General features: G+C 61.8%; 21 protein-coding genes and 1 pseudogene. 5 read left to right on the plus strand and 17 right to left on the minus strand.

The window, feature by feature from the left end; translation table 11 throughout:
• The 5 genes and pseudogenes from EI969_RS30520 to EI969_RS11795 all read right to left on the minus strand — a co-directional run.
• Positions 1–164: pseudogene (locus EI969_RS30520) on the minus strand (IS110 family transposase); the annotation flags it as partial.
• Between the two features lie 95 nt (positions 165–259).
• Positions 260–1,618, minus strand: a complete 1,359-nt coding sequence (locus EI969_RS11780) for a cytosine permease (protein WP_160387956.1) — start codon at positions 1,616–1,618, stop codon at positions 260–262.
• Between the two features lie 5 nt (positions 1,619–1,623).
• Positions 1,624–2,301 carry an isochorismatase family cysteine hydrolase gene (locus EI969_RS11785; RefSeq protein ID WP_160387957.1) on the minus strand — a complete coding sequence of 226 codons (678 nt, stop codon included), beginning with the start codon at positions 2,299–2,301 and terminating at the stop codon, positions 1,624–1,626.
• A 404-nt stretch (positions 2,302–2,705) separates the two neighbouring features.
• Entirely contained in the window at positions 2,706–3,749 is a 1,044-nt protein-coding gene (locus EI969_RS11790; RefSeq protein WP_160387958.1) for an LLM class flavin-dependent oxidoreductase, read from the minus strand.
• Positions 3,750–3,848: 99 nt separating this feature from the next.
• The gene (locus tag EI969_RS11795) at positions 3,849–4,334 is read right to left on the minus strand and encodes a flavin reductase family protein (protein WP_160387959.1); all 486 of its coding nucleotides are present in this window, start codon (positions 4,332–4,334) and stop codon (positions 3,849–3,851) included.
• A 324-nt stretch (positions 4,335–4,658) separates the two neighbouring features.
• On the opposite strand from EI969_RS11795, the gene EI969_RS11800 reads away from it, so the two are divergent.
• Positions 4,659–6,065: a cytosine permease gene (locus EI969_RS11800; RefSeq protein WP_160387960.1), complete on the plus strand. Its 1,407-nt coding sequence runs from the start codon at positions 4,659–4,661 to the stop codon at positions 6,063–6,065.
• A 146-nt stretch (positions 6,066–6,211) separates the two neighbouring features.
• Here the strand turns inward: EI969_RS11800 and EI969_RS11805 are convergent, their stop codons facing one another.
• The gene (locus EI969_RS11805; RefSeq protein WP_160387961.1) at positions 6,212–6,832 is read right to left on the minus strand and encodes a glutathione S-transferase family protein; all 621 of its coding nucleotides are present in this window, start codon (positions 6,830–6,832) and stop codon (positions 6,212–6,214) included.
• A gap of 348 nt (positions 6,833–7,180) precedes the next feature.
• Here EI969_RS11805 and EI969_RS11810 point away from each other — a divergent pair, with 348 nt between their 5' ends.
• On the plus strand, positions 7,181–8,506 hold the full coding sequence (locus EI969_RS11810) for an OprD family porin (RefSeq protein WP_160387962.1): 1,326 nt from the start codon (positions 7,181–7,183) through the stop codon (positions 8,504–8,506).
• Positions 8,507–8,804: 298 nt separating this feature from the next.
• Here the strand turns inward: EI969_RS11810 and EI969_RS11815 are convergent, their stop codons facing one another.
• Positions 8,805–10,370, minus strand: a complete 1,566-nt coding sequence (locus EI969_RS11815; RefSeq protein WP_160387963.1) for a hypothetical protein — start codon at positions 10,368–10,370, stop codon at positions 8,805–8,807.
• Positions 10,371–10,585: 215 nt separating this feature from the next.
• Here EI969_RS11815 and EI969_RS11820 point away from each other — a divergent pair, with 215 nt between their 5' ends.
• A complete protein-coding gene (locus tag EI969_RS11820; RefSeq protein WP_160387964.1) occupies positions 10,586–11,677 on the plus strand; it encodes a polyamine ABC transporter substrate-binding protein in 1,092 nt (363 codons plus the stop codon).
• A gap of 113 nt (positions 11,678–11,790) precedes the next feature.
• On the opposite strand, the gene EI969_RS11825 is transcribed toward EI969_RS11820, so the two are convergent.
• Entirely contained in the window at positions 11,791–12,579 is a 789-nt protein-coding gene (locus EI969_RS11825; RefSeq protein ID WP_160387965.1) for a helix-turn-helix domain-containing protein, read from the minus strand.
• Between the two features lie 85 nt (positions 12,580–12,664).
• Between EI969_RS11825 and EI969_RS11830 the strand changes: the two genes are divergently transcribed.
• Positions 12,665–13,663: a bile acid:sodium symporter family protein gene (locus tag EI969_RS11830; protein ID WP_160387966.1), complete on the plus strand. Its 999-nt coding sequence runs from the start codon at positions 12,665–12,667 to the stop codon at positions 13,661–13,663.
• 134 nt (positions 13,664–13,797) lie between these two features.
• On the opposite strand, the gene EI969_RS11835 is transcribed toward EI969_RS11830, so the two are convergent.
• The 6 genes from EI969_RS11835 to ribBA all read right to left on the minus strand — a co-directional run bounded on the left by EI969_RS11835 (position 13,798) and on the right by ribBA (position 21,470).
• Positions 13,798–15,501: an amidase gene (locus EI969_RS11835; protein WP_160387967.1), complete on the minus strand. Its 1,704-nt coding sequence runs from the start codon at positions 15,499–15,501 to the stop codon at positions 13,798–13,800.
• A gap of 585 nt (positions 15,502–16,086) precedes the next feature.
• A complete protein-coding gene (locus EI969_RS11840) occupies positions 16,087–17,241 on the minus strand; it encodes an ABC transporter ATP-binding protein (protein WP_160387968.1) in 1,155 nt (384 codons plus the stop codon).
• A 16-nt stretch (positions 17,242–17,257) separates the two neighbouring features.
• Positions 17,258–18,067 (minus strand): ABC transporter permease, encoded by an 810-nt coding sequence (locus EI969_RS11845; RefSeq protein ID WP_007976227.1) that lies wholly within the window; start codon positions 18,065–18,067, stop codon positions 17,258–17,260.
• Positions 18,068–18,073: 6 nt separating this feature from the next.
• Positions 18,074–19,018, minus strand: a complete 945-nt coding sequence (locus EI969_RS11850; RefSeq protein WP_160387969.1) for an ABC transporter permease — start codon at positions 19,016–19,018, stop codon at positions 18,074–18,076.
• Positions 19,015–20,040: an ABC transporter substrate-binding protein gene (locus tag EI969_RS11855; RefSeq protein ID WP_160387970.1), complete on the minus strand. Its 1,026-nt coding sequence runs from the start codon at positions 20,038–20,040 to the stop codon at positions 19,015–19,017. The genes EI969_RS11850 and EI969_RS11855 overlap by 4 nt, the downstream gene beginning before the upstream one ends.
• Before the next feature lie 320 nt (positions 20,041–20,360).
• Positions 20,361–21,470, minus strand: coding sequence for a bifunctional 3,4-dihydroxy-2-butanone-4-phosphate synthase/GTP cyclohydrolase II (gene ribBA, locus EI969_RS11860; protein WP_160387971.1), 1,110 nt, complete (start codon positions 21,468–21,470; stop codon positions 20,361–20,363).
• 70 nt (positions 21,471–21,540) lie between these two features.
• Here ribBA and EI969_RS11865 point away from each other — a divergent pair, with 70 nt between their 5' ends.
• On the plus strand, positions 21,541–21,837 hold the full coding sequence (locus EI969_RS11865; protein ID WP_110661718.1) for a DUF1330 domain-containing protein: 297 nt from the start codon (positions 21,541–21,543) through the stop codon (positions 21,835–21,837).
• Positions 21,838–22,719: 882 nt separating this feature from the next.
• Here EI969_RS11865 and EI969_RS11870 read toward each other — a convergent pair.
• The 3 genes from EI969_RS11870 to EI969_RS11880 are packed head-to-tail and all read right to left on the minus strand — an operon-like array spanning position 22,720 to position 24,485.
• Complete coding sequence (locus tag EI969_RS11870) at positions 22,720–23,283, minus strand: NUDIX hydrolase (RefSeq protein ID WP_160387972.1); 564 nt, start codon at positions 23,281–23,283, stop codon at positions 22,720–22,722.
• Position 23,284: 1 nt separating this feature from the next.
• The gene (locus tag EI969_RS11875; protein WP_046042558.1) at positions 23,285–24,037 is read right to left on the minus strand and encodes a GntR family transcriptional regulator; all 753 of its coding nucleotides are present in this window, start codon (positions 24,035–24,037) and stop codon (positions 23,285–23,287) included.
• Between the two features lie 58 nt (positions 24,038–24,095).
• The gene (locus tag EI969_RS11880; protein WP_007991919.1) at positions 24,096–24,485 is read right to left on the minus strand and encodes a carboxymuconolactone decarboxylase family protein; all 390 of its coding nucleotides are present in this window, start codon (positions 24,483–24,485) and stop codon (positions 24,096–24,098) included.
• Positions 24,486–24,574: the final 89 nt, after the last annotated feature.

Raw genomic sequence — 24,574 nt, forward strand, 5'->3', positions numbered from 1 at the left:
TAAAACGCCTCGCGCGACTTGATCCGCTGCTCGTAGAGCAGCTGGCCGAGGATATTTTCACCGGCGACCTGAAAGACCTGTTTGGCCAGGTCGACCGCCAAGGTTGTGCAGGCCGACAAATCGGAAGAAGACACGGATTGATCAAACGAACTATGATTTTTCATGGACTCGCCCTCGCTGTCGTTGGCTGTTTAGACTGCCACCGTGGCGCATTGACGCCTCGGCTTGGGCGAGTCCATCCAATTACAGGAGTTCTTCGTTAGGCGGGCTCTGTTACCAGTGCCCGCTTGCCTAGCTTCATCAGCCAGTAATAACTCAACCCCGGCACCAGCAACCCGACCACCCACGCCAGGTCCACCCCGTCCAGCGCAGTGGCCACCGGGCCGACGTATAGCGTGGTGTTCATGAACGGAATTTCCAGGGCGATCGCGAGCACGAAACTGCCGCAGGCGATCCAGTTGATGCGCCCGTAGACGCCGTTCAGGTCGAAGATGTCGTCAATCCGGTACTGGCCTTTGCGCAGGCAGTAGTAGTCCACCAGGTTGATCGCCGTCCACGGGATCAGGAAGTAGCTCATGAAGAAGATGAAGTTGAGGAAGAAGCTGATGAAGTCGTCCTGACTGATGGTGCACAGGGCCGTGGCCACCAGGCTGATCAACAGCATGAACACACCGCGCACCCGTGGCGTCACCTTCAATCGGGCAAACGGCTCGATCACGGTGATGGTCGACATGAACGCGCCGTACAGGTTGAACACGTTGATCGACACCTGGCCGTAGACGATGAAGGCGAACAGCAGCACCGCGCCAGTGCCGAACAGACCGGCGACATGCCCGCCGACGTTGCTGGAAAAGTCGCCGATGCCGACGCTCAGGATCGCCCCGAGAATCATCATCCACGCACCGCCGCTGACCGTGCCGGCGTAGCTGTACCAGAACACCTGCGCAGTCGGGGTGTTGCTCGGCAGGTAGCGCGAGTAGTCGGCGACGTAAGGCGCGTAGGACAGTTGCCAGGTCACGGCGATGCTCACCGCCACCAGGAACTTCGACAGCGAGAAACCGGTGGGCAGCCATTGTTCGGCCGCGATCGGCAACTGCAAGGCGAGCGCCGTGGCTGCCACGAACACCACCAGCGACAGGATCGACAGCAGCTTCTGCAAGCGGTGAATCAAGCGATAGCCATAGAGTGCGACGACAAAGCACAACGCGCCGATCAGGTAGATATTGCCGGACATCGGCAACGGGCTGACCGATTCCAGTGCCTGGGCCGCAAGCAAGGTGTTGCTGACGAAGAAGCCCAGGTAGATCAGCATCACGAACAGCAGCGGCAACACCGCCCCCAGCACGCCGAATTGCGCGCGGCTCTGGATCATTTGCGGAATGCCCAGCTTCGGTCCCTGGGCCGAGTGGGAGGCCATGAAAATCGCCCCCAGCATTGAGCCGATGACGATCGCCAGCGCACTCCAGAACAGGTTGAGCCCCATCACCACCGGCAACACGCCGGAGGCGATGGTGGTGATGTTCATGTTGGCGCCGAACCAGATATAGAACAGCGAACCCGGCTTGCCGTGGCGTTCGCTCTCGGGGATGAAATCGATGCTTCTTTTTTCGACTTGCATGGCGATCACTCCTGAGTCCGGACGAGACGGGATTGCAGACGGGCGATGGTGCTTTGCAGCTCGTGGGGCTGGTGGGCAAACAGGTCCGGATGCTCGGGGATCAGGCTGACGTACTCGAGTTGTTGCAGGGCGCGCCGGCACTCGGTGGTGGTGAGGATTTCCAGCGCGTAGACCCAGTTGGCCATGATCAACAGGGCCGAGTAATGCCCGGCCTGGGTGGTCGTGGTGCAGGCATCGCCGACCAGGCGCACGCGATAACCGAGGGCGAAGGCGTCGAATACGCTGGTCAGCACGCAGACGTCGGTGAGCACGCCGCAGACGATCAGCGTGTCGACTTCCAGAGCCTTGAGTTGGGCGTCGAGGTCGGTGCGGTGAAAGGCACTGTAGCGGCCCTTGTCGATGATCAGTTCACCGGGCTGCGGCGCCAGCGATTCGATGATTTCCACTTGGCGGGTGCCGGCGCGGTAACTGCCGGGGCCACCGTCGGCGGCCAGCGGTTCGCCGTGGGGCAGGTCACTGCCGTCGGCCTGATTGATGTGGCGGGTATAGATGACAGGGATCCGCTGGCTGCGTGCGGTATCGAGCAGGGCGGCGGTATTGGCGACGACGGTGTCGAGGTTGTCGAGGACAAAACCGTCCTCCTGCTGCATGTCGATGATCAACAGCGCGTTGTTATTGTTCATTGGGCAAACCTGATCAAGGCGAAACACGATGCACCGTACGCGCCAGGCCATGGCGAGACGCGGAGTGCGTGATTGGCTGTTCGGGTGGGCTCAGTGAACTATTTGCCAGAAGCCGTTCTGCTTGGCCGCAACGCTGGCGCGCAGGCGCTTGAAATGCAGGTGTGAAGCGCACGATTCACCGCGCAGGTAAGCCCGCGCGGCGCCGGAAGGAAGGGTGAGTGATGGGAGACGACCAGTCATCATTGGAATCGACCCTTGTGGGAACGCCTGCTCCCACAGAACAAATGACACCTGTAGGAGCGAGCTTGCTCGCGAAAAACTTCGGGGCAACGCAGTCATTCAGATGGCGCGCGTTATCGTTGGCGTCCATCGCGAGCGAGCTCGCTCCTACAGGGGACAAATGTCTACCGGAACGCTGGCACCACATGCTTGATGAACAGCTCCAGGGATTTTTTCTTTTCCGCATGGGGCAGGCTGTTATCGCACCAGAAGCTGAATTCGTCGACCCCCAGTTCCTGGTAGTACTTGATGCGCGGAATGATTTCTTCCGGGGTGCCGATCATGGCGGTCCGGTGCAGGCTTTCCAGCTCGAACTCGGGGCGGCCGGCGAATTTCTCTTCCGGGCTTGGCGCGAGGAAGCCGTTGACCGGGGTGGTCTTGTTGCCGAACCAGGCATCGAAGGTGCGGTAGAACTTCGAGATCGCCTTGGCCCCGACTTCCCAGCCCTGCGGATCGTCGGCGGTGTGCACGTGGGTGTGACGCAGCACCATCAGTTGCGGGCGCGGCACGCCAGGGTTGTTGTCCAGGGCGGCCTGGAACTTGTTCTTCAGGTCGAGGACCTCTTCGTCGCCTTTCATCAGCGGCGTGACCATCACGTTGCAGCCGTTGGCCACGGCGAAGTTGTGTGAGTCCGGGTCGCGGGCGGCGATCCACATCGGCGGGTTCGGTTTCTGGATCGGTTTGGGCACGCTGGTGGACGTCGGGAATTTCCAGATGTCGCCGTCATGGGCGTAGTCGCCGTTCCACAAGGCGCGCACCACCGGGACCATTTCCCGCAGCGCCTGGCCGCCGGAGGAGGCCGGCATGCCGCCGGCCATGCGGTCGAATTCGACCTGGTAGGCACCACGGGCCAATCCGACTTCCATGCGCCCATTGCTGATCACGTCGAGCAACGCGCATTCACCGGCCACCCGCAGCGGATGCCAGAACGGCGCGATGATGGTGCCGGCGCCCAGGTGAATGGTGGTGGTCTTGCCCGCCAGGTAAGCCAGCAGCGGCATCGGGCTTGGCGAGATGGTGTATTCCATGGCGTGGTGTTCGCCGATCCAAACGGTGCTGAAACCACCGGCTTCGGCCATCAGGGTCAGTTCGGTCAGGTCTTCGAACAACTGACGGTGGCTGACGCTTTCGTCCCAACGTTCCATGTGTACGAACAGGGAAAACTTCATGACGCTTACCTCGGAACTATTGTTATTGGCCCGTCGGCGCAGGGCATTGATGATTGTTGGTATACCATAATACCGAATGATCGCAACTACAATGGCAAATCAGGCTGGAACGGGCAGGGCACCCATCTTGCCGTGGCAATACACCAGTGGCCCGCTGCTCTGGTGGGGCACGATCAGGTTTTTCACCGCGCCGACCATGATGGCGTGGTCGCCGCCTTCATATTCGCGCCACAGTTCACATTCGATGACCGCCGTGGCGTTGGCCAGAATCGGGTTGCCCAACTCGCTGAGCGTCCACTCGATCCCTTGCGCCTTGTCCTTGCCTTTGCGTGCGAAGGCATAGGCTTCGGTTTGCTGGCCGCCGGACAGCACGTGGATGGCAAAACGCTTGTTCTTGATCAACACCGGGTAGGAGTCGGAACTGTAGTTGGGGCAGAACAGCACCAGGGCCGGGTCCATCGACAGCGAGCTGAAGGCGCTGGCGGTCAGGCCGACGATTTGCCCGTCGTCATCGAGGGTCGTGATCACGGTCACTCCGGACGGGAACGAGCCCATGACTTGTTTGTAGATGGCGGCATCGATCATTGGACGGTCCTCGGGTGGTGTGACGCGGTTCTTATGTGTTTGTAGGTCTGATGGTATACCGTAATACATCTATTGCAAGGTGTTTTTAGGTGAACCGATAAACGTCGTGTTTTCGTCGGAAGGTCAATGTTTACGGGGCTTTAAGCTAGCCAGCGCTGGCGGGATCCGGGCAGGATAGCGGCTCAGATGCTTGTTCAAAGACCGGATCAGTCTTGTTTAAAGTTTGGAATACCATAATATGGTCGGCATCTGAGGGGCGACCAAAGAGTCCCCCCGGTTTGGCTTCATACAAAGATAAGAACAGACAAACTCGAGTTCATGCACATGTCCCAGATGTCCCGGCAAGATCCGTTGATCGAGAATCACACGGTCGACTACGTTCCACTCGCAGAGCGCCACGGGAAGGCCCGCGATCTATTCACCCTGTGGTTCAGCACCAACATCGCGCCACTGCCCATCGTCACTGGCGCCATGGTGGTCCAGGTGTTCCACCTGAATCTGTTCTGGGGCCTGCTGGCGATTGCGCTCGGGCACATGGTCGGTGGGGTGGTGATTGCCCTCGCGTCGGCCCAGGGGCCGTGCATGGGTATTCCGCAGATGGTGCAGAGCCGTGGCCAGTTCGGCCGCTACGGCGCGCTGCTGATCGTGTTCTTCGCCGCGTTGATCTACATCGGCTTCTTCATTTCCAACATCGTGCTGGCCGGCAAATCGATTGTCGGCATTGTGCCGTCGGTGCCGGTACCGGCCAGCATTCTCATCGGTGCCCTCAGCGCCACCGCCATCGGGGTGATCGGCTACCGCTTCATTCATACTCTCAACCGCATTGGCACCTGGGTGATGGGCAGTGCCTTGCTCGCGGGTTTCCTCTATATCTTTGCCCATGACCTGCCGGCAGACTTTTTCACCCGCGGCGGTTTCAACCTGTCGGGCTGGCTGGCCACGGTGTCCCTGGGCATCATCTGGCAGATCAGCTTCTCGCCGTATGTGTCGGACTACTCGCGCTACCTGCCGGCGGATATTGGGATCGCCAAGCCATTCTGGGCCACGTATCTGGGGGCAACCCTGGGCACCATCCTGTCGTTCACCTTCGGCGCCGTAGCGGTACTGGCGACGCCGGAAGGCACCGAGGCGATGGCGGCGGTCAAGCAGTCCACCGGTTGGCTGGGGCCGATCCTGATGGTGCTGTTCCTGCTCAACATCATCAGCCACAACGCCTTGAATCTGTATGGCGCGGTGCTGTCGATCATCACCTCGATCCAGACTTTCGCCAGCCAGTGGACGCCGAGCATCAAGGTGCGTGTGCTGTTGTCGAGCATCGTGCTGGCGGGTTGCTGCGTGGTGGCGTTGGGCGCTTCGGCGAATTTCATTTCGCAGTTCATCGGCCTGATCCTCGCGCTGTTGCTGGTGTTGGTGCCGTGGGCCTCGATCAACCTGATCGACTTCTACCTGATCAAGCGTCGTCGCTACGACATCGCTTCGATCTTCCGCGCTGACGGCGGCATCTACGGGCGCTTCAACCTGCACGCGATCATTGCCTACTTCATCGGCATCATCATGCAGCTGCCGTTCGCCAACACGTCGCTGTACGTCGGGCCGTACGCCAATCTGGTAGACGGCGCGGACCTGTCGTGGCTGGTCGGGCTGGTGGTGACATGCCCGCTGTATTACTGCCTCGCTACGCGCAGCCAGGCGCAGCAAAGCCATGGGGTGAAGTTCGGCTACACCGATTGATCTCGGTAGGAGCGAGCCTGCTCCGGGCGGCGTTCCGACGATGGTCGTTAACGATAACGCGTGTAAGCAGGATAAACGCGGCGCACTTGAATCCATCGCCGGCAAGCCGGCTCCTACAGGATTTGCGTGTGGCCCGGGGTTGCCGTTCAGGCATCCTTGAACACATTCAGGCCGCGTTGCACCGCCGGCCTGGCTTCGACGCTGTCGAACCAGCGCGAGAGCTGGGGAAGCAGCTTCCACTCCAGCCGGTCACGGAACGCCCTGGCGATGGTGAACGCGGAGATGTCGGCCATGGTGAACTGCGCCCCGGCCATGAATTCGCCCGTCAAAAAACTTTCCGCATAGGTCAGTTGCTCGATCACCCGCAGATCGATGGTCGCCGCCGCCTTGTCCTGCCCCGCCTTGTGCAGAAAAAAGGCGGCATGGCTGGGTGCGATGACGTCGGTCACGAAAAAGAAATAGCGATCAATCACCCGGGTGCGCTCAGGTCCGGGTTGCGCCGGTGCCAGCCTTCCGGGTGCCATGGAGTCGGCGTACTGGATGATCGCGTTGGACTGGTTGATGACCAGGCTCGGCGTGGTCCCGTGATCGACCAGGGTCGGGACTTTCCCGGCCGGGTTTAATGCCAGGTAGGCCGGCCCGCGATGCTCCTGTGCATACAGGTCGAGCCTGCGTGCTGTGTAGGCGATGCCGGATTCTTCCAGGGCGATCGCGGCCCGCAGGCTGTTGCCGGTATTGGCGCCGAACAGCTCTATCCGATCGTTCATGGCTATTGCTCCTTGAGGGACTCACGGGCAGCCAGGCAACACTGCCGATGAAGTCAGTATGGTGAAAATCCGCCGCACCGATATGCAAAAACAGTGATCGTGCATACCCCTGCGCGACAAGGCGTATCCCTCCACGAAAACTACTTTCACTGCATTTGATAATAGCCGTGCGAAATGTTTTAAGAGTTTCACGAACCAGTCAGTAAACCCTCACCACGAACGACTCCCATCACTCATCGGGCGCGCCTGTTGTCGCCCTCGTGGTGAGCGCGGTTGCGTGGGCGGTAATCGGGCCCTGTCTGGCGGTGAAACCTTCAAATAACGATAAGAAACACCCAGGAGCACCCTATGTTCAAACGCGCCATTCCCACCGCCGTCCTGCTGGCAACCAGTTCGGTGTGCGCACAGGCAGCCGATTCCGCAGCCCATGGTTTTCTCGAGGACAGCAAGGCCAGCCTCTCCATGCGCACCCTGTACTTCAACAGCGACAATCGCGATGGCGCAGCCGATCCTTCGAAAACCGAAGAATCGGCCCAGGGGTTCGTCTTGCGCTATGAGTCGGGGTTTACCCAGGGCACGCTGGGTTTCGGGCTCGATGCCCAGGCATTGCTCGGCATCACCCTGGACAGCGGAGCGGGGCGCCACGTCGGCAGCGGCATGATTCCGTCCGACGGCGACGGCGCGGCCGACGCCTGGAGCAGCTTCGGCCCCACGGCGAAGATGCGCCTGGGCCGGACCGAGTTTCGCTACGGCACCTTGCTGCCCAAGTTGCCGATCCTGCTGGCGAACGATGCCCGTGTATTGCCGCAATCGTTTACCGGGGCGCAGGTCACTTCCAACGACATCGATGGCCTGACGTTGACCAGCGGTGTGCTCGAGCACGCGGTCGGGCGCGCCTCGACCGACCGCACAGGCCTGTCGGTCGCCGGCAGCACGCAAGACAGCAACAAGTTCTACTACGCCGGCGCCGACTACAGCCTCACGAAGAATCTGAGAACCCAGTATTACTTCGCGCAGCTGGAGGATTTCTACAACCAGAACTTTCTCGGCCTGACGCACACGCTGCCCATCGACAGCGCCAGCTCGCTGACCACCGACCTGCGCTACTTCCGCACCACCTCGAGTGGCGCCAACAACTCGGCTTCAGGTCGTGCGCAAGGTTATCGGGTGTCGGGTTACACCGACGACAACGACGGTGAAATCGACAACAGCACCTGGGTTGCGATGGTCACCTACACCCATGGCGGGCACGCGGTGTCGGTGGGGCATCAGCAGGTGGGCGATGGCAGCAACTTTGTCCAGCCCAACCAGGGCAGCCTGGTGGACAAGGGGGCGGGCGGCGGCAGTGTCTACCTGCCCACCGACAAGATGATCCAGAACTTTGCCCGCGCCGGAGAACAGACGAACTTCGGGCAATACACCTATGACTTTGCCCCCATGGGCGTGCCGGGCCTGAAAGCCACGATCGCGTATCTGAAGGGCACCGACATCAAGGCGCAGAACGCCAGCGACCAGTCCGAGTGGGAGCGCGACATGACCCTCGATTACGTGCTGCAATCGGGCACGTTCAAGGGGGTGGGGTTCTCCTTGCGCAATGCCACGTCCAACACCGATGCGGGCCGCAATGTGGATCAGACCCGGTTCATCATCAACTACACCTTGTCGCTCTTGTAAAAACGCCACAACCCCCTGTGGGAGCGGGCTTGCCCGCAATGGCTGAGTGTCAGGCGACATCGATGTTGAATGTACCGGCCTCATCGCGGGCAAGCCCGCTCCCACAATGATTTGGGTGGTTCGCAGGTTTTGCGTACAGCCGCTGGACCTGTGGGAGCGAGCTTGCTCGCGAAGGCGGCGTGTCAGGCGACATCGATGTCGAATGTGCCGGCCTCTTCGCGAGCAGGCTCGCTCCCACAATGATTTGTGGGTGGTTCGCTGATTTTGCGTACAGCCGCTCCCACAGGAAAACCATTTCTCAGGGTTGGTCGCCGCTTGCACTCACGCCCTTGTCCCACAGCGCAACCAACCCGCCAAACGTCCCGACATAGGCCGTGCCATCCGGTGCCAGGGTGATCGGCGACCAGTTGTTGTCGAATGCCTGGCCGACGCCGGTCAATGCCTTGAACCGGGTCTGGCCGCTGGCGAAATCCAGCGCCATCAGGTACCAGGCGTTCTCGCCACCGGCCTGCGGTTCGAAGGTGTAGAAGTACAGCAGGCCGTTGCCCACCGAGAGTTTCGGCACTACCGAAGGCGAGCGTTCCCTGGATTGCCACACCTGGTCGCAGCCCGATTCATCGGCGCGGATATCGATGCGGCTGATGCCGCCGTGCACCGCCTGCCAGTCCTTCTGTGCGAAGGCGCTGGTGTAGCCGGCGTTGTTCTCGAGGATGATCGAGCGCCCCCAGCCGATGGCCGAGTTGTCGGTGGCCGAGGCGTTGTTGTCGAACACCGGCAGTTTGCAGATCAGGCGATTGCCGGCGTAGTCCTGCTCGCGACGGTAGACCAGCAGGTTGATGCGTCCGTCGCTGTTGTCGGTGATGGTGACGTAGCGTTCGCCGAGCAGGGTCGGGGTGGTGCCGCTGCCCTGATTGATCGCACCGACCTTGCGCCCGGTGCCCCGGTCGTACGCTTCGCGCCAGCCTTGCACGGGCTTGCCGTCGGCAGCGGCGGCGAAGCGGTACATGGCGTGATCGGACACCAGGTAGACGCCATCGGCCGCTACCGACATGCCGTTCTGGATTTCTTCGTTGGCCAGTTGAATGCCCAGCGCCTTGCCGGTGTCCGGGTTCAGGGTGCCGATGCGGCCGCGTCGGGTGATCCACCAGATCAGGCCCTGGTGGTCGGGAATGACCCCGGTGACGGGATCGCACTCACCCTTGGGAAACCAGGCAGTCGGGCGCACGCAATCGTGCGGGACCTTGTCGCTCAGGTCCCAGTCGTCGACCTTTTCGAACGACCACGCACCGGCAGCGTCCTGACGATGCACCACGCGCTGGATGTGCTGCTCGGCGTCGGCGATGACCACGCGATTCTGTTCGTCGACATAGAAATAGGCGCCGGAGGTGTCCGCCATGATCTTGTCCGGGTCCAGGGTAATCAACGCGTGGAAGGTCGACGGGCGCGGCGGCAGCGGGTAGCGGGCCAGCAGCTTGAGGGTGCGCGGTTCCAGCAGTTGCAGCTCGAACTGCATCAGGTTGGCGCACAGCACCACCAGGCGACCCTGCTGATCGAAGGTGTGAATCGGGCACATGCCGCCGGGTTTGCGGCTGCCGTCGCGGCTGCTCGTTTGCATGTCCCGACCCAGCGGACCAGGGCCCGGATGCGTGTCGGAACTGTAGCCGTCGGAATGCATGTAGCTGCTGCCGTTGCTGGCCATGAAGGGGTTGGCGGGCACGGCGCCGCTCAACGGTTGCGCCACGGCGCTAGCGCCGATCAGGGGCGCGGCAGTGCCGGTGCTGGCCAGCGGTTGCGGGTCATAGGGTTCGGAACAGGCACTGAGCAGGCCGAGCAGGGGCAGGGCAAGCAGAAGTGGAGCACGCATCGAAGCCTCGCGATCTTGTTATTGGTGTGAAGCGCAATAAGCAGCAAACGAGCTGCGCAGGCATCGGCAGTTTGGACTAACCGTCGATTCATTGCCGATCAAAGCGGACAGTTATATTGGCCGTTTCAATCCCCTTTTGGCCTGCCTCACGCTGTGAACCGGCCACGCCGTCAGCAAGAATCAGAGCACTCACGGCACACTTGGGGAAATGATCCATGCACACGATCAAACTGGGCGTCACCGCCTGCGGGCTGTCGCTGCTGGCCAGCGCGGTGCACGCCGAACAGCAGGAATTGCGGGTGTACAACTGGGCGGACTACATCCTGCCGTCCGTCCCCAAGGATTTTGCCAGAGACACCGGGATCAAGGTGACCTGGGACACCTTCGACACCAACGAGTCCCTGGAAGCCAAGCTGCTCACCGGCAACTCGGGCTACGACCTGGTGGTGCCCTCGAACCAGTTCATCGAAACCCAGATCAAGGCGGGGGTGTTCCAGAAACTCGACAAGTCCAAACTGCCGAACTGGTCGCACCAGGATCCGGCCTTGCTCAAGCTGCTGGACAAGAACGACCCGGGCAACCAGTACGGCGTGCCCTACATGTATGGCACCGTGCTGATCGGCTTCAACCCGGCCAAGGTCAAGGCGGCGCTGGGCGAGAATGCGCCGGTGGACAGCTGGGACCTGGTGTTCAAGCCCGAGAACATGGAGAAGCTCAAGGCCTGTGGCGTGGCCATGCTAGATTCGCCGTCGGAGATCCTGCCGCTGGCCCTGCATTACCTGGGGCTCGACCCGAACAGCCAGAACCCCGATGACTACGAAAAAGCCAAGGCGCTGATGCTCAAGGTTCGTCCTTACGTCACCTACTTCAACTCCGCCAAGTACATGACCGACATCGCCAACGGCGATATCTGCGTGGCCATCGGTTACTCCGGCAGCTTCTATCAATTCGGCAATCGCGCCAAAGAGGCGGGCAACGGCGTGGTCGTCGACTGGCGCCTGCCCAAGGAAGGCGCGCCGATCTGGTTCGACACCTTCGCCATCCCGAAAAGCGCGAAGAACGTCACCGAGGCCCACGAATTCCTCAACAACCTGCTGGACCCGAAAGTCATCGCGCCGATCAGCGACTTCCTTGGCTACCCGAATGCCAACAAGGACTCGCTGACGCTGATCAACAAGGACATCACCGGCAACCCGAACCTGACCCCGACCAGCGAAGCGCTGGCGACGCTGTATGTGGTGCAGCCATTGCCGCAAAAGCTCGAGCGGGTGCGCACGCGGGTGTGGACCAGCATCAAGTCCCTGTAGGAGCGAGCTTGCTCGCGATGGACTCAAGAGCGCCGCGTTTGGCCAGTAAATACGCGTTATCGTTAACGACCATCGCGAGCAAGCTCGCTCCTACAGGGTATCCTGTGTCGAAATTAGCGAAAAAACTCCCCCGGCGTTTCGCCGAACTGCTGGCGGAAGGCGGCGATAAACGCCGACGTCGAGTCATAACCACAGGCCAACGCAACGTCGGTCACGCGCTCGCCCTGTTCCAGTGGCGTCAGGGCGCCGAGCAGGCGCAAACGCTGGCGCCAGGCGCGAAACGTCAGGCCGGTGTCGCGCAGGAACAGGCGACTGAGGGTTTTCTCGGTCACGCCGAATTGGTCGCTCCAGTGGCTAAGGGTGGTCTGTTGCTCCGGGTGCGACTCCAGGCTTTGCGCGATCTGCCGCAACCGACTGTCCTGGGGCAGCGGCAGCATCAGGTCGATCTGCGGCGCCTCAGCCAACTGATCGAGAATTACCTGAGCCAACCGACCGTGCGGCCCGTCCTGATCGTATTCCACCGGAACCTGGCTGAAGGCGCGGATCAACTCGCGCAGCAAATCACTGACCCCCAACACATGGCAGCCCGGCGGCGCCCAGGTCGAGACGCTGCAATCGATGTACAGGCTGCGCATCTCCGTGCGCGGCGAACTGAACACCCGGTGCGGCATGCCCGCCGGAATCCACACCGCACGCTCCGGCGGGGCGACGAAACGCCCGACGCCGGTCTGGATTTCAAGCACGCCCTGGATCGCATAGGAAAGCTGCACCCATGGATGGCTGTGGCGCCGGGTCAGGGCGCGATTGGGCAGCGATTCGGTACGGCCGTAGAGCGGTCGCGGCAGGCTGGACAGCCCGGGAATACTGCGTCGAACACTCTTGTCATGTCCTTTGGGCGGCATCTGCTGGCTCTTCGGCGTTAGTCGGTAATTTCCAGTCACGTTAGAGTCGCCTGCACGTACTGGCAACCCCCGGATGATCAAACCCATGACTCGCCCCCGCTTGTTACCCGACAACTTCACCTTGACCCTGATCGGCGTGGTCACGCTCGCCAGCCTGCTGCCCGCCAGCGGCCAGGTCGCGGTCGGTTTCGGCTGGCTGACCAACATCGCCATCGCGCTGCTGTTTTTCCTGCATGGCGCCAAGTTGTCCCGCGAATCGATCATCGCCGGCGCCGGGCACTGGCGCCTGCATCTGCTGGTGTTCAGCCTGACCTTCGTGCTGTTCCCGCTGCTCGGCCTGGCGCTCAAGCCCTTGCTGTCGCCGCTGATCGGCAACGACCTGTACATGGGCATGCTTTACCTGTGCGCGCTGCCCGCCACGGTGCAGTCGGCGATTGCCTTCACTTCGCTGGCGCGGGGCAACATCCCGGCGGCGATCTGCAGTGCGGCGGCGTCCAGCCTGTTCGGGATTTTCCTCACGCCGTTGCTGGTGACCCTGCTGCTCAACGTGCACGGCGAAGGCAGCTCGACCCTCGACGCGATCCTCAAGATCAGCGTGCAGTTGCTGCTGCCGTTCATTGCCGGGCAGATCGCACGGCGCTGGATCGGCAACTGGGTAGGACGCAACAAGAGTTGGTTGAAGTTCGTCGATCAGGGTTCGATCTTGCTGGTGGTCTACGGGGCGTTCAGCGAGGCGGTGAACGAGGGGCTCTGGCAGCAGATTCCATTGCTGGATCTGGTCGGGCTGGTGCTGGTCTGCTGCATCGTTCTGGCGCTGGTGCTGGTGGCCGCGACCGTACTGGGCAAGGCGTTCGGCTTCAATCAGGAGGACCGCATCACCATACTTTTCTGCGGTTCGAAGAAAAGCCTGGCGACCGGCGTGCCAATGGCGCAGGTGTTGTTCGCCGGCAGCACCATTGGTGTGCTGATCCTGCCATTGATGTTGTTCCACCAGATTCAGCTGATGGTCTGTACGGTGCTGGCGCAGCGTTACGCCAAGCGGCCGGAATCGATCCCGGAACTGATGGCCCAGGTCGATCCTTGATGATTCGGGACTGGAGTCTGCTGTAGGAGCCAGCTTGCTGGCGATGGACTCAAACGCGCCGCGTTTAACCAGCAAAGGCGCGTTATCGTTAACGACCATCACGAGCGAGCTCGCTCCTACAGTACGCCCAATCTTTACCGCAGCGGCGGGGTACGCGGCGGGATCATGCGTTTGCTGCCGGTCGATTCGAACGCCGATGCCAGGTGCAGCAGCTTCGAGTCGTCATAGGCGCGACCGGCGAAGGTCAGGCCGACCGGCATGCCGATATCCGGCATCACGCCCATCGGCACGGTGACCGTCGGCACGCCGAGGTGGCGGATGGCGAGGTTGCCGTTGGCGACCCATACACCGTTGCTCCAGGCGATGTCCGCCGATTGCGGATCGACATCGGCATTGGCCGGGCCGACATCGGCAACCGTCGGGAACAGCACCGCGTCGAGGCCCAGGCGATCCATCCAGTCTTCCAGGTCGATCTTGCGGGTCTTTTCCAGCCCGCGCAGGCCGTCCGGCACCGTGCTGATCTGGTCCCACGACGTGATACCGCGCTCGGCCATGCGCACGTATTCGTCCATGCCGGCGGCCAGGTCGCCCTCGCGGTTGGGCAGGGTGCCCGGGTCGTGCGGGAAGATCTGCGGGCCGTCGACATCGACCAGACGATTCAATTTCGGATCGCCGTTGGCCTGCAGGAAATCATCGAACGCCCAGGCGGTCAGGTCCCACAGCTCATGGTGCAGAAACTCCTTGGAGACGATGCCGCGATTGAACACGGTCGGCGCGCCAGGACGATCGCCTTCGCAGTTGGAGACCAGCGGGAAATCCACATCGAGCACTTCGGCGCCCGCGGCTTCGAGGGCCTTGCGCGCCTGTTCCCAGAGGCCGATCACCGAAGGGCGGGTGTTGATGCGCTGGCCGGTCGGCCCGCCGATGCCCGGTGCTTCGGACGTGCCGGCTTCAGGGTCGGCGTTGATGTACATGCGCGGAATGCCGAATTTCTTGCCCTTGAGCGCTTCGCTGTTCGCGGCCAGCGCGGCATAGGATTGCGGGCGTATCTCGGACGATTTCGGAATCGGCACCCAGGGCTGCAGGCGCCACAGGTCGCCACGGGTGTCCGGGTCATCGGCCACGACCACGTCGAGCACTTCGAGCAGGTCGGCCATGGTCCGGGCAAACGGCACGACCACGTCCATGGTCGGGGTCAACGGCCAGTTGCCGCGCACCGAGATCACCCCGCGTGAAGGGGTGTAGGCGCACAAGCCGTTGTTCGAGGCCGGCCCGCGTCCGCTCGACCAGGTTTCTTCCGCCAGGCCAAAGGCCGAGAAACTGGCCGCGGTCGCCGTACCGGCACCGTTCGACGAGCCGGAAGCGAAAGGCGCGGTCAGGTATTCGGCGTTGTACGGGCTTTCGGCGCGGCCGTAGACACCACGCTGCATTCCGCCATTGGCCATCGGCGGCATGTTGGTCTTGCCCAGGCAGATCGCCCCGCCGGCGCGCAGGCGTTCGACGGTGAATGCATCGCGATAGGCGACCAGGTCCTTGAAGGCCGGGCTGCCGGAAGCGGCGGTCAGGCCCTTGACCAGATAACTGTCCTTGGCGGTGTACGGGATGCCGTCCAGCGGCCCCAGCACCTGGCCCTTGGCGCGACGGGCGTCAGAGGCCTGTGCCTCGGCGAGCGCCTCGGGGTTGCGCACCACGACCGCGTTCAGGGCGGTAGGGGTTTGCGGGCCGTCATAGGCGTCGATCCGCGCGAGATAAGCCTGGACCAGCTCGACCGAAGTGGTCTGGCCGGATTCGAGCGCGGCACGCAGCTCGGCAATGGAAACTTCGGTGACTTCGATCATGCTGCCACCGCCGATTGCAGGTGGAGGGTCCCAAACACTTCACTTTTCTCGAAATGGACTTTCATATCGTTATTCTCGTTGCACTGTGTGGCACGACAGGGGTCGGGTGTTAAAAATACTGAGCACTATTTAGCATTAAACCGGGATTTTAGGAATCCGTTGTCCAATTTATCTTACAGATGACAGAAAAAAGGTTCTCCACTCACTCCCGGAAAACTGTAGGAGCCGGCTTGCCGGCGATGGACTCAAGTGCGCCGCGTTTATCCGGATCATAGCGTTATCGTTAACGACCATCGCTGGCAAGCCAGCTCCTACGGGGCCGCGTCCGAGTCGAAATGATGAACGCCAAACTGTAGGAGCCGGCTTGCTGGCGATGGACTCAAATGCGCCGCGTTTATCCGGTTCGTACGCGTTATCGTTGACGACCATCGCTGGCAAGCCAGCTCCTACAGGGGACCGCGTCCGAATCGAAAATGATGTGAACTCCTAACCCGTGAAAGAACCAGAAAAAAGGCCACCACAACCCGACGTTGTGGTGGCCCGAGGGTGACTCATTATAGTGGCCCGCACGCGCAGGCCAATGGATCAGTGAGCGCCGGCAGCCTTGTTCAGGTCGCTTTCGGCCCATTCGGTGTAGACGCAGGCATCGGCGGTGGCCCAGCGCACTCGCACCGGGTCACCGGCCTTGAGCGGCATGCCGGCGGCGGACAGTGCCTTGACCGTCATCGAGGTGCCTCCCGCGGTCACCACGCTGCAGGTCTGGCTTTCGCCGAGAAACAACACTTCCACGACCTTGGCCGAGACTTCGTTCCAGCCGGCGGCCAGCGGTTCGGCAAGGGCTTGCTCGTTGCTCAGGGCCAGGGCTTTCTCCGGACGCACCATCAGCAGCACATCCTGATCGGTTTGCAGGCCGGCAGTCAGGCGGATCGACAGCGCCTGACCTTCAAAGGTCGCCACCGCATTCCCCTGGGCCTTGAGCTTGAGGAAGTTCGAGTTGCCGAGGAACGAGGCGACAAAGGCGTTCGGCGGGTTCTGGTACAGGTCATAACCACTGCCCAGGCCGACTATCTTGCCGTGGCTGAAAATCGCGATGCGCTGGGACAGGCGCATGGCCTCTTCCTGATCGTGGGTCACGTAGACGATGGTGATGCCCAGGCGCCGATGCAGCTGACGCAGTTCATCCTGCAAGTCTTCGCGCAGTTTTTTGTCCAGCGCGCCCAGCGGTTCGTCCATCAACAGGATGCGTGGTTCATAGACCAGCGCCCGGGCAATGGCGACCCGTTGCTGCTGGCCGCCCGAGAGTTGCGAAGGGCGGCGGTGGGCAAACTGCTCGAGCTGCACCAGCTTGAGCATCGCATCGACCCGGCGCTCGCGTTCGGCGGCGGGCAGTTTGCGGATGGCCAGCGGGAAGGCGATGTTGTCGCGCACCGACAGGTGCGGGAACAGCGAGTAGCGCTGGAACACCATGCCGATGTCGCGTTTGTGCGGCGGCACGTTGACCAGCGACTGGCCGTTGACCAGGATCTCGCCGCTGCTCGGCGTTTCGAAGCCGGCGAGCATCGACAGCGTGGTGCTTTTGCCCGAGCCGCTGGAGCCGAGGAAGGTGAGGAATTCACCGTCCTTGATGTCCAGCGAGATGTTGTCCACGGCGGCGAAGTCGCCGTAGTGCTTGTTCAGGTTGCGCAAGCTGACCAGGGGTTTGTCATTTTGCTGCGCGGCATCTTTGATCACTGCACTCATGTCGTACTCCTGGCGCTCAAGCGCTGATTTCGTTGCGCCGGCGCAGAGCGGCGGCGATCACCATGACCAATACCGAGAGGCCGATCAGCAGCGTCGAAGCGACGGCGATCACGGGCGTCAGGTCCTGGCGCAGAGTGGTCCACATTTTCACGGGAAGGGTTTGCAGGGTCGGGCTGGCCATCATCACGCTCAGCACCACTTCATCCCACGAGACGAGGAAGGCGAAGAGGGCGCCGGCCACCATGCCCGGGCGAATCGCCGGGAAGGTCACCTTGAACACCGCTTGCAGGCGCGAGGCGCCGCAGATCACCGCCGCATCCTCGATCGACTGATCGAACAGCTTCAGCGAGTTGATGATCGAGATGATGGTGAACGGCAAGGCGACTATCACGTGGCTGACCACGAAGGCGAACATGGTCCCGGTGTAGCCGAGTTTGAGGAACAGCGCGTACACCGCCACGGCGATGATCACCAGCGGCACGATCATCGGCAGGGTGAACAGGCCGTAGAGCATCTCGCGGCCGGGGAAGCGGCCACGCACCAGGGCGAACGCGGTCGGCAGGCCCAGCGCGACGGCGAAGAACGTGGTCAGCACCGCGACTTTCAGGCTGGCCATCGCCGCGTTCATCCAGTCGGCGTTGGAAAAGAACTGGCCGTACCATTTCAGCGTCCAGCCCGGCGGCGGGAACACCAGCCATTGCGACGAGCCGAACGACAGCAGCACGATGAACACGATCGGCAGCAGCAGGAACAGACCGATTAACCCGGTGGTGGCGTACAGGCCGAAGCGCATGCGCCGGCTCATGGCATTGGGGGTCAGGAGCATGACGGCTTACCTCGCGTTGCTGGCGCCAACCGGGGATTCCGGCTGGAGCTTCAGGTAGAAGTAGAACAGCACCAGCGTGATCACGATCAGCAACGCGGCGCCGGCGCTGGCCAGGCCCCAGTTGAGGAACGACTGCACCTGCTGAATGATGAACTCGGGCAGCATCATGTTCTGCGCACCGCCCAGCAGGGCCGGGGTCACGTAGTAACCGAGGGACATCACGAACACCATCAAACCGCCGGAGAACAGCCCCGGCCGGCACAGCGGCAGGAACACCCGGAAGAAGTTGGTCCAGGGGCTGGCGCCGCAGATGGAACCTGCCTGCAGGATCATCGGGTCGATGGCCTGCATGGTCGCCTGCAACGGCAGCACGATGAACGGGATCATGATGTAGCTCATGCCGATCACCACGCCGGTGAGGTTGTGCACCATCTCCAGCGGCTGATCGATGATGCCCATGGCCATCAGCGCCTTGTTGATCACGCCCGAGGCCTGCAACAGCACCAACCAGGAGTAAGTGCGGGCGAGCAGGCTGGTCCACATCGACAGCAGTACGATGTTGAGAATCCAGCGACCCCAGCCGCGCGGCACCAGGGTGATCGCCCAGGCCAGCGGGAAGCCCAGCAGCAGGCTGAACAACGTCACCAGGCCGGCCACCGAGAAGGTATTGAGCAAGACCCGGGCATAAGCCGAGTTGGCGAACAGTTGCTCGTAGTTGCCCAGGCCCGGCACCGGTTCCAGCACGCCACGCAACAGCAGGCCAATCAGCGGCGCAAGAAAGAACAGGCCGAGAAACAGCAGCGCCGGGACCAGGTTACTGGCGCCGCGCCAACGCTGTTTCAGCGACGGCGCGGGCTGCTTTTCAACAGGCTGGGCGGATGCCGCACCGGCAGCGCCAGTGGCGCTCCCGGTGGCCGTTGAGGGACGAGACGCGGTTGCCGTCATTTTCATTTGACCAGCCATTCGTTCCACCGTGTCGCAATGGCCGGACCGTTCTTGGCCCAGTATGCGAAATCAAGAGTGATCTGATCCTTTGCGTAAGCGGTCGGCAGGTTCGGGGCCAGCACCGAGTCCAGGCGCTGCACGCTGTCGACGTTGACCGGGGCGTAGGCGGTCAGGTTGGAGAAGTCGGCCTGGCCCTTGGCACTGCTGGCGTTGGCCAGGAACTTCATGGCCGCGTCCTTGTTTTTCGAACCCTTTGGAATGACCAGGATGTCGGCCATGACCAGGTTCTGCTTCCAGCTTACGCCGACCGGGGCGCCGTCTTCCTGCAGGGCGTGAATCCGGCCGTTCCAGAACTGGCCCATGCTCGCTTCACCGGAGGCCAGCAGTTGCTGCGACTGCGCGCCGCCGCCCCACCAGACGATGTCCTTCTTGATGGTGTCGAGTTTCTTGAACGCACGGTCCAGGTCCAGCGGGTAGAGCTTGTCGGCAGCCACGCCATCGGCCAACAGCGCCAGTTCGAGCACGCCAGGGCTTGGCCATTTGTAGAGGGCGCGTTTGCCGGGGAAGGTCTTGGTGTCGAACAGCGCGGACCAGTCCTGAGGCTTGTTGGCGCCGAGCTTGCTTTCGTTGTAGCCGAGGACGAAGGAGAAGAAGAACGAGCCGACGCCGTGATCGCTGACAAAACGCGGGTCGATCTTGTCGCGGTCAATGACGTTGAAATCGAGGGGTTCGAGCAGGCCTTCGGCGGCGGCGCGCAGGGCGAAGTCGGCTTCGACGTCGACCACGTCCCATTGCACGTTGCCGCTCTCGACCATGGCCTTGAGCTTGCCGTAGTCGGTCGGGCCATCCTGCACAACAGTGATGCCGCTGGCCTTGCTGAACGGGTCGGCCCAGGCCTGCTTCTGCGCATCCTGGGTGCTGCCGCCCCAACTCACGAAGTTGACGCTTTCAGCCGCCAGCAATGCCTGGCTGGTCACACTCAGCAGTCCCGCAAAAAGAACCGCGGTCGCACGTTTGTTCAACACCATTTTCACGCCCTCATTGTTGTGTTTATGAGCGGGGCTTTCGAGTGCCCGCCTATCGGGAGCATCAGGACCATCGAGTCAGTGCTGACTGTCCGGTCTATGGAATATCATATTATGGTATTCCAAACTTTGTGCAAGCATTTTGCCGTACCGGCTATCAGCCAAATTGCTTTTTATAAAGGTGATTTATCCCTAACCACATTCCTGTGGGAGCGGGCTTGCCCGCGATTGCGGTACATCTGTGACATTGATCCTGGATGTGCCGCCGTCTTCGCGGGCAAGCCCGCTCCCACAGGTTTTTTCCATGCAGGGATGGCTGCGTATTACTCGGTGAATGGAATACTTTCCACCACCTCCAGGTCGTAACCGGTCAGGCCTGCATATTTCAGCGGCGGGCCGAGGTGGCGCAGCTTGCCCACACCCAGGTTCTGCAGGATCTGCGCGCCAGTACCCACCTCCGAATAAATCCGCGACTGCGAGCGGCTGAACTGCCGTGGCGGCTGGGTCAGTTGCGGCACGCGTTCGAGCAACGCCTGGGAGGACTCGTGGTTGGCCAGCACCACCACCACGCCGTGGCCTTCGGCGGCGACACGTTGCAAGGCGGCCCACAATGTCCAGTTGCTCGGCCCGCTGTATTCGGCGCCGACCAGGTCGCGCAACGGGTCGATCACATGCACGCGCACCAGCGTCGGCTCTTCGCGGCGCAGATCGCCCATGACCATGGCCATGTGGACACCGCCTTCGATGCGATCCTCAAAGGTGATCAGACGAAAGGTGCCGTGTACCGTCGGCAGGTCACGTTCACCGATGCGCACGATGGTGTGTTCGGTGCTCAGGCGGTAGTGGATCAGGTCGGCGATGGTGCCGATCCTGATCCCGTGCCTGCGCGCGAACACTTCCAGGTCCGGGCGACGGGCCATGGTGCCGTCGTCGTTCATCACTTCGACGATCACCGAGGCGGGTGTATGGCCGGCCAGGCGGGCCAGGTCGCAGCCGGCTTCAGTGTGGCCGGCGCGGGTCAGCACGCCGCCTTCGCGGGCGCGCAACGGGAAGATGTGGCCCGGTTGCACGATGTCGGCAGGGCCGGCGTTGGCGGCGACGGCGGCGGCCACGGTGCAGGCACGGTCTGCTGCGGAGATGCCGGTGGTGACACCGACCGCGGCCTCGATGGACACGGTGAAGGCGGTGCTGAACACGCTGCCGTTGCTCGGCACCATCTGTTCCAGGCCCAGGCGCTTGCAGTGTTCGTCGGTCAGGGTCAGGCAGATCAGGCCGCGGGCTTCGCGGGCCATGAAGCTGATCGCCTCGGGTGTGCAGCAGTCGGCGGCCAGCAACAGGTCGCCTTCGTTTTCCCGGTCTTCATCGTCGACCAGCAGGACCATTTTGCCGAGGCGGTAATCTTCGATGATTTCTTCGATGCTGTTGAAGGCCATGCTGGAGTCTCGGTGTTTGTTGGAGGGGTAATTTGGTATACCATAATACAGAATTAACCGGGAGGTCACTATGAAGGCGTACTGGATTGCTCATGTGGATGTCACTGATGCTGATCAATACAGCCAATACACTCGGCGGGCGCCGCAGGCGTTTGCGTTGTATGGCGGTCGGGTTCTGGCTCGGGGTGGGCGTAGCGAGGCGATGGAAGGGCGGTCGACGCCGCAGCGCAGTGTGGTGATCGAGTTTGATTCGTATGATCAGGCGGTGGCTTGTTATCGGTCGGCGTTGTATCAGGAGGCGCGGGGGTTTCGTTTGGGGGTGGCTTTGGCTGAGGTGATCATTGTTGAGGGTGTGGTGGGGCTCTGAAATGCGGCTGTGTACATATCCGTTGCTGCGGTAACGGCGGCTTATGGTTTCGCCCTTACGGCGAGTCCCTTTTGGCAAACGCCCCAAAAGGAACCAAAAGGTCTCGCCCCTTGCGTCCGGCCCCTCGCTTAGGCTCGGGGTTCCTTCGCTCCGGTATTCCTCCGGGGGCATCGCCCTCCGGTTGGCTTCGCTGGCACCTACATGCGATGAGTTCGACTGCGTCGAACGGCGCTACGCGCCAATCCCCGGATGAACACCTCCACTCAGCCTTCCGAGGGGGCGGGTGGATCAAGATCAAGAGCTGCAGGCGAGCTAACGCTCGGCCTGTTGAGTGGTGAAGAGCATGGGTGTACGCCGCTTTTGCTTTTTGCTTTTTGCTTTTCTGTAGGAGCTGGCTTGCCAGCGATGACGGCCTGCAAGCCAACCAATCCCTCGAAGATAAACGCAAATCAAACTGTAGGAGCTGGCTTGCTAGCGATGGCGGCCTGCAAGCCAACCAATCTCTCTCAGATGTACTCAATCTCTGTAGGAGCCCGGCTTGCCGGCGATGGCGGTGTGTCAGGTGCAGCAGGGTTGGCTGGGGTGGCGCCATCGATAGCAAGCCAGCTCCTACACGGAGGTGTGTACAGCCTCACGATCAGGCCGGCCGCTTTGGCTTTTGATTTGGCTTTTGATCTTCTTGCCCTCGAGAGGCCGAACTAAAGGGGCAAGAGCCCTTGGTTACTTGGGGCCGGGCGGCGTTCCGTTTTTCCAGGTGACCCGCCGTAAGGGTGGAACCCTAGGTGGCCGTTACCGCAGCAACGGATATGTACACCCGCAAGCCAGCGTCGAATGACAGACCTTCGCGAGCAGGCTCGCTCCTACAGGGGAATGGGGGATTTTTCAGCGGATGAAATGAATCTTCCCGCTGTCATCATTCCCCATGTAAATGCCATAAACCCCAGCCTGCCGCTCCTCGATATAACGCTCAAGAATCTGCCGAATCGCCGGGTAATAAATGCTCTCCCAGGGAATCTCCTCAGGCGCGAAGAATTTGTAGTCGAGGGTCTCCGGGCCGTACTGCCCGGTGATCTCCAGCGCGATGGCGCGAAAGATGATGTACACCTCGCTGATCTTCGGCACGCTGAAAATCGAATAGGGCGAGACGATCTCCGCGCGCACGCCGCTTTCTTCCCAGACCTCGCGCAAGGCCGCCTGTTCGGTGGTCTCGCCGCTTTCCATGAAGCCCGCCGGCAGAGTCCAGGTGCCGGGGCGCGGCGGGATGGCGCGTTGGCACAGCAGGTACTTGCCGTCCTGCTCGATGATGCAGCCGGCGATGATCTTCGGATTGACGTAGTGGATGTAGCCGCAGCCGCGGCACATCAGGCGCTCGTGCGTATCGCCCGGCGGCAGCTGCTGACCGAGATCAGCGCTGCCGCACTTGGGGCAAAAGCTCGGGCTGAACATGTCAGCGACCTATGCGCGGTTCTTTCAGCGCGATGGGCTGGGTGATCGCCGGGATGTCGCCGGTTTCTTCCTGCTTGCGCTTGAGGTAGTCCAGGGCCACGGCTGCGGCTGCACGCACGTGGTCGACGCAGGCCTGGTGGGCGGCCAGCGGATCACCGCCCTTGATCGCCTCGACCATGCGTTCCATTTCCTGGTTGCTGGCGCCGCGACGGTTTTCCTGGGACACCGAAGTTGCGCGCAGGTAGCTGATGCGTGCCTGCAACTGGCGCAGCTGGGTGGCCGCGACATGGTTGCCCGAGCCTTCGAGCAGCACGTCGTAGAAGCCCTGCACCGAGTCGATGACCTGTTGCAGCTCGCCGTCTTTGAGCGCCTTGCGGTTTTCTTCGAGGGCTTTTTCCAGGGCCTTGATGTCCTTGGCTTTGGCGCGCAGGGTGAACAGCTGAACGATCAGCCCTTCGAGCACGCAGCGCAGCTCGTAGATGTCCACGGCATCGGCCAGGGTGATGATCGCGACACGCGGGCCCTTGGCGTCGGCGAATTCCACCAGGCCTTCGGATTCCAGGTGACGCAAGGCTTCGCGCACGGAAGTACGGCTGACGCCCAGGCGATCGCACAGATCGCGTTCGACCAGACGGTCTCCCGGCAGGAGCTGGAAGTTCATGATGGCGCTTCGCAGTTTATCCAGCACGATTTCGCGCAGGGTAACGGGGTTGCGATTGACCTTGAAGCTGTCGTCGAGTGGCAGGCGTTTCATGGGGTCCGCTCTTTAGGTTGGCTGTCCATGCCAGACGGGCATTTAAACAGCCGAGGGGTTAACTGGAGGCCTCGGCATCGGCTTCGGCGAAGGCTTCTCGGGCGAGCCGGAAACTGTCCACGGCAGCGGGAACACCGCAATATATGCCGACCTGAAGCAGAATTTCGCGTATTTGCTCACGACTCAGGCCGTTACGCAAGGCGCCGCGCACATGCAGCTTGAGTTCATGGGGCCGGTTGAGCGCCGAGATCATCGCCAGGTTGATCATGCTGCGCTCCTTGAGCGACAGACCCTCACGACCCCAGACATGACCCCAACAATATTCGGTGACCATCTCTTGCAGTGGCCGGGTGAAGTCGTCGGCGTTTTCGATGGAGCGGTTGACGTAGGCTTCGCCCAGCACCTGGGTGCGGATCTTCAGGCCTTTTTCATATTTTTCGTTGTTCATTTTTATGCTCTCCCGTGGGGGATCTCGACTTCGATCTGTAGGAGCCGGCTTGCTGGCGATGGCGTCCTTGAACACGCCATCGCCAGCAA

The organism is Pseudomonas sp. PB101, assembly GCF_009764265.1.
Classification (GTDB): domain Bacteria; phylum Pseudomonadota; class Gammaproteobacteria; order Pseudomonadales; family Pseudomonadaceae; genus Aquipseudomonas.

Excerpts from the sequence above, each read along its gene's own strand:
- EI969_RS11795 (WP_160387959.1), bottom strand. The coding sequence starts at position 4,334 with ATGATCGATGCCGCCATCTACAAACAAGTCATGGGCTCGTTCCCGTCC.
- EI969_RS11820 (WP_160387964.1), top strand. The coding sequence starts at position 10,586 with ATGCACACGATCAAACTGGGCGTCACCGCCTGCGGGCTGTCGCTGCTG.
- EI969_RS11865 (WP_110661718.1), top strand. The coding sequence starts at position 21,541 with ATGAAGGCGTACTGGATTGCTCATGTGGATGTCACTGATGCTGATCAA.
- EI969_RS11835 (WP_160387967.1), bottom strand. The coding sequence starts at position 15,501 with ATGATCGAAGTCACCGAAGTTTCCATTGCCGAGCTGCGTGCCGCGCTC.
- EI969_RS11790 (WP_160387958.1), bottom strand. The coding sequence starts at position 3,749 with ATGAAGTTTTCCCTGTTCGTACACATGGAACGTTGGGACGAAAGCGTC.
- EI969_RS11830 (WP_160387966.1), top strand. The coding sequence starts at position 12,665 with ATGACTCGCCCCCGCTTGTTACCCGACAACTTCACCTTGACCCTGATC.
- EI969_RS11800 (WP_160387960.1), top strand. The coding sequence starts at position 4,659 with ATGTCCCAGATGTCCCGGCAAGATCCGTTGATCGAGAATCACACGGTC.
- EI969_RS11810 (WP_160387962.1), top strand. The coding sequence starts at position 7,181 with ATGTTCAAACGCGCCATTCCCACCGCCGTCCTGCTGGCAACCAGTTCG.
- EI969_RS11845 (WP_007976227.1), bottom strand. The coding sequence starts at position 18,067 with ATGCTCCTGACCCCCAATGCCATGAGCCGGCGCATGCGCTTCGGCCTG.
- EI969_RS11850 (WP_160387969.1), bottom strand. The coding sequence starts at position 19,018 with ATGAAAATGACGGCAACCGCGTCTCGTCCCTCAACGGCCACCGGGAGC.
- EI969_RS11855 (WP_160387970.1), bottom strand. The coding sequence starts at position 20,040 with ATGGTGTTGAACAAACGTGCGACCGCGGTTCTTTTTGCGGGACTGCTG.
- EI969_RS11805 (WP_160387961.1), bottom strand. The coding sequence starts at position 6,832 with ATGAACGATCGGATAGAGCTGTTCGGCGCCAATACCGGCAACAGCCTG.
- EI969_RS11825 (WP_160387965.1), bottom strand. The coding sequence starts at position 12,579 with ATGCCGCCCAAAGGACATGACAAGAGTGTTCGACGCAGTATTCCCGGG.
- EI969_RS11880 (WP_007991919.1), bottom strand. The coding sequence starts at position 24,485 with ATGAACAACGAAAAATATGAAAAAGGCCTGAAGATCCGCACCCAGGTG.
- ribBA (WP_160387971.1), bottom strand. The coding sequence starts at position 21,470 with ATGGCCTTCAACAGCATCGAAGAAATCATCGAAGATTACCGCCTCGGC.
- EI969_RS11785 (WP_160387957.1), bottom strand. The coding sequence starts at position 2,301 with ATGAACAATAACAACGCGCTGTTGATCATCGACATGCAGCAGGAGGAC.
- EI969_RS11840 (WP_160387968.1), bottom strand. The coding sequence starts at position 17,241 with ATGAGTGCAGTGATCAAAGATGCCGCGCAGCAAAATGACAAACCCCTG.
- EI969_RS11815 (WP_160387963.1), bottom strand. The coding sequence starts at position 10,370 with ATGCGTGCTCCACTTCTGCTTGCCCTGCCCCTGCTCGGCCTGCTCAGT.
- EI969_RS11875 (WP_046042558.1), bottom strand. The coding sequence starts at position 24,037 with ATGAAACGCCTGCCACTCGACGACAGCTTCAAGGTCAATCGCAACCCC.
- EI969_RS11780 (WP_160387956.1), bottom strand. The coding sequence starts at position 1,618 with ATGCAAGTCGAAAAAAGAAGCATCGATTTCATCCCCGAGAGCGAACGC.
- EI969_RS11870 (WP_160387972.1), bottom strand. The coding sequence starts at position 23,283 with ATGTTCAGCCCGAGCTTTTGCCCCAAGTGCGGCAGCGCTGATCTCGGT.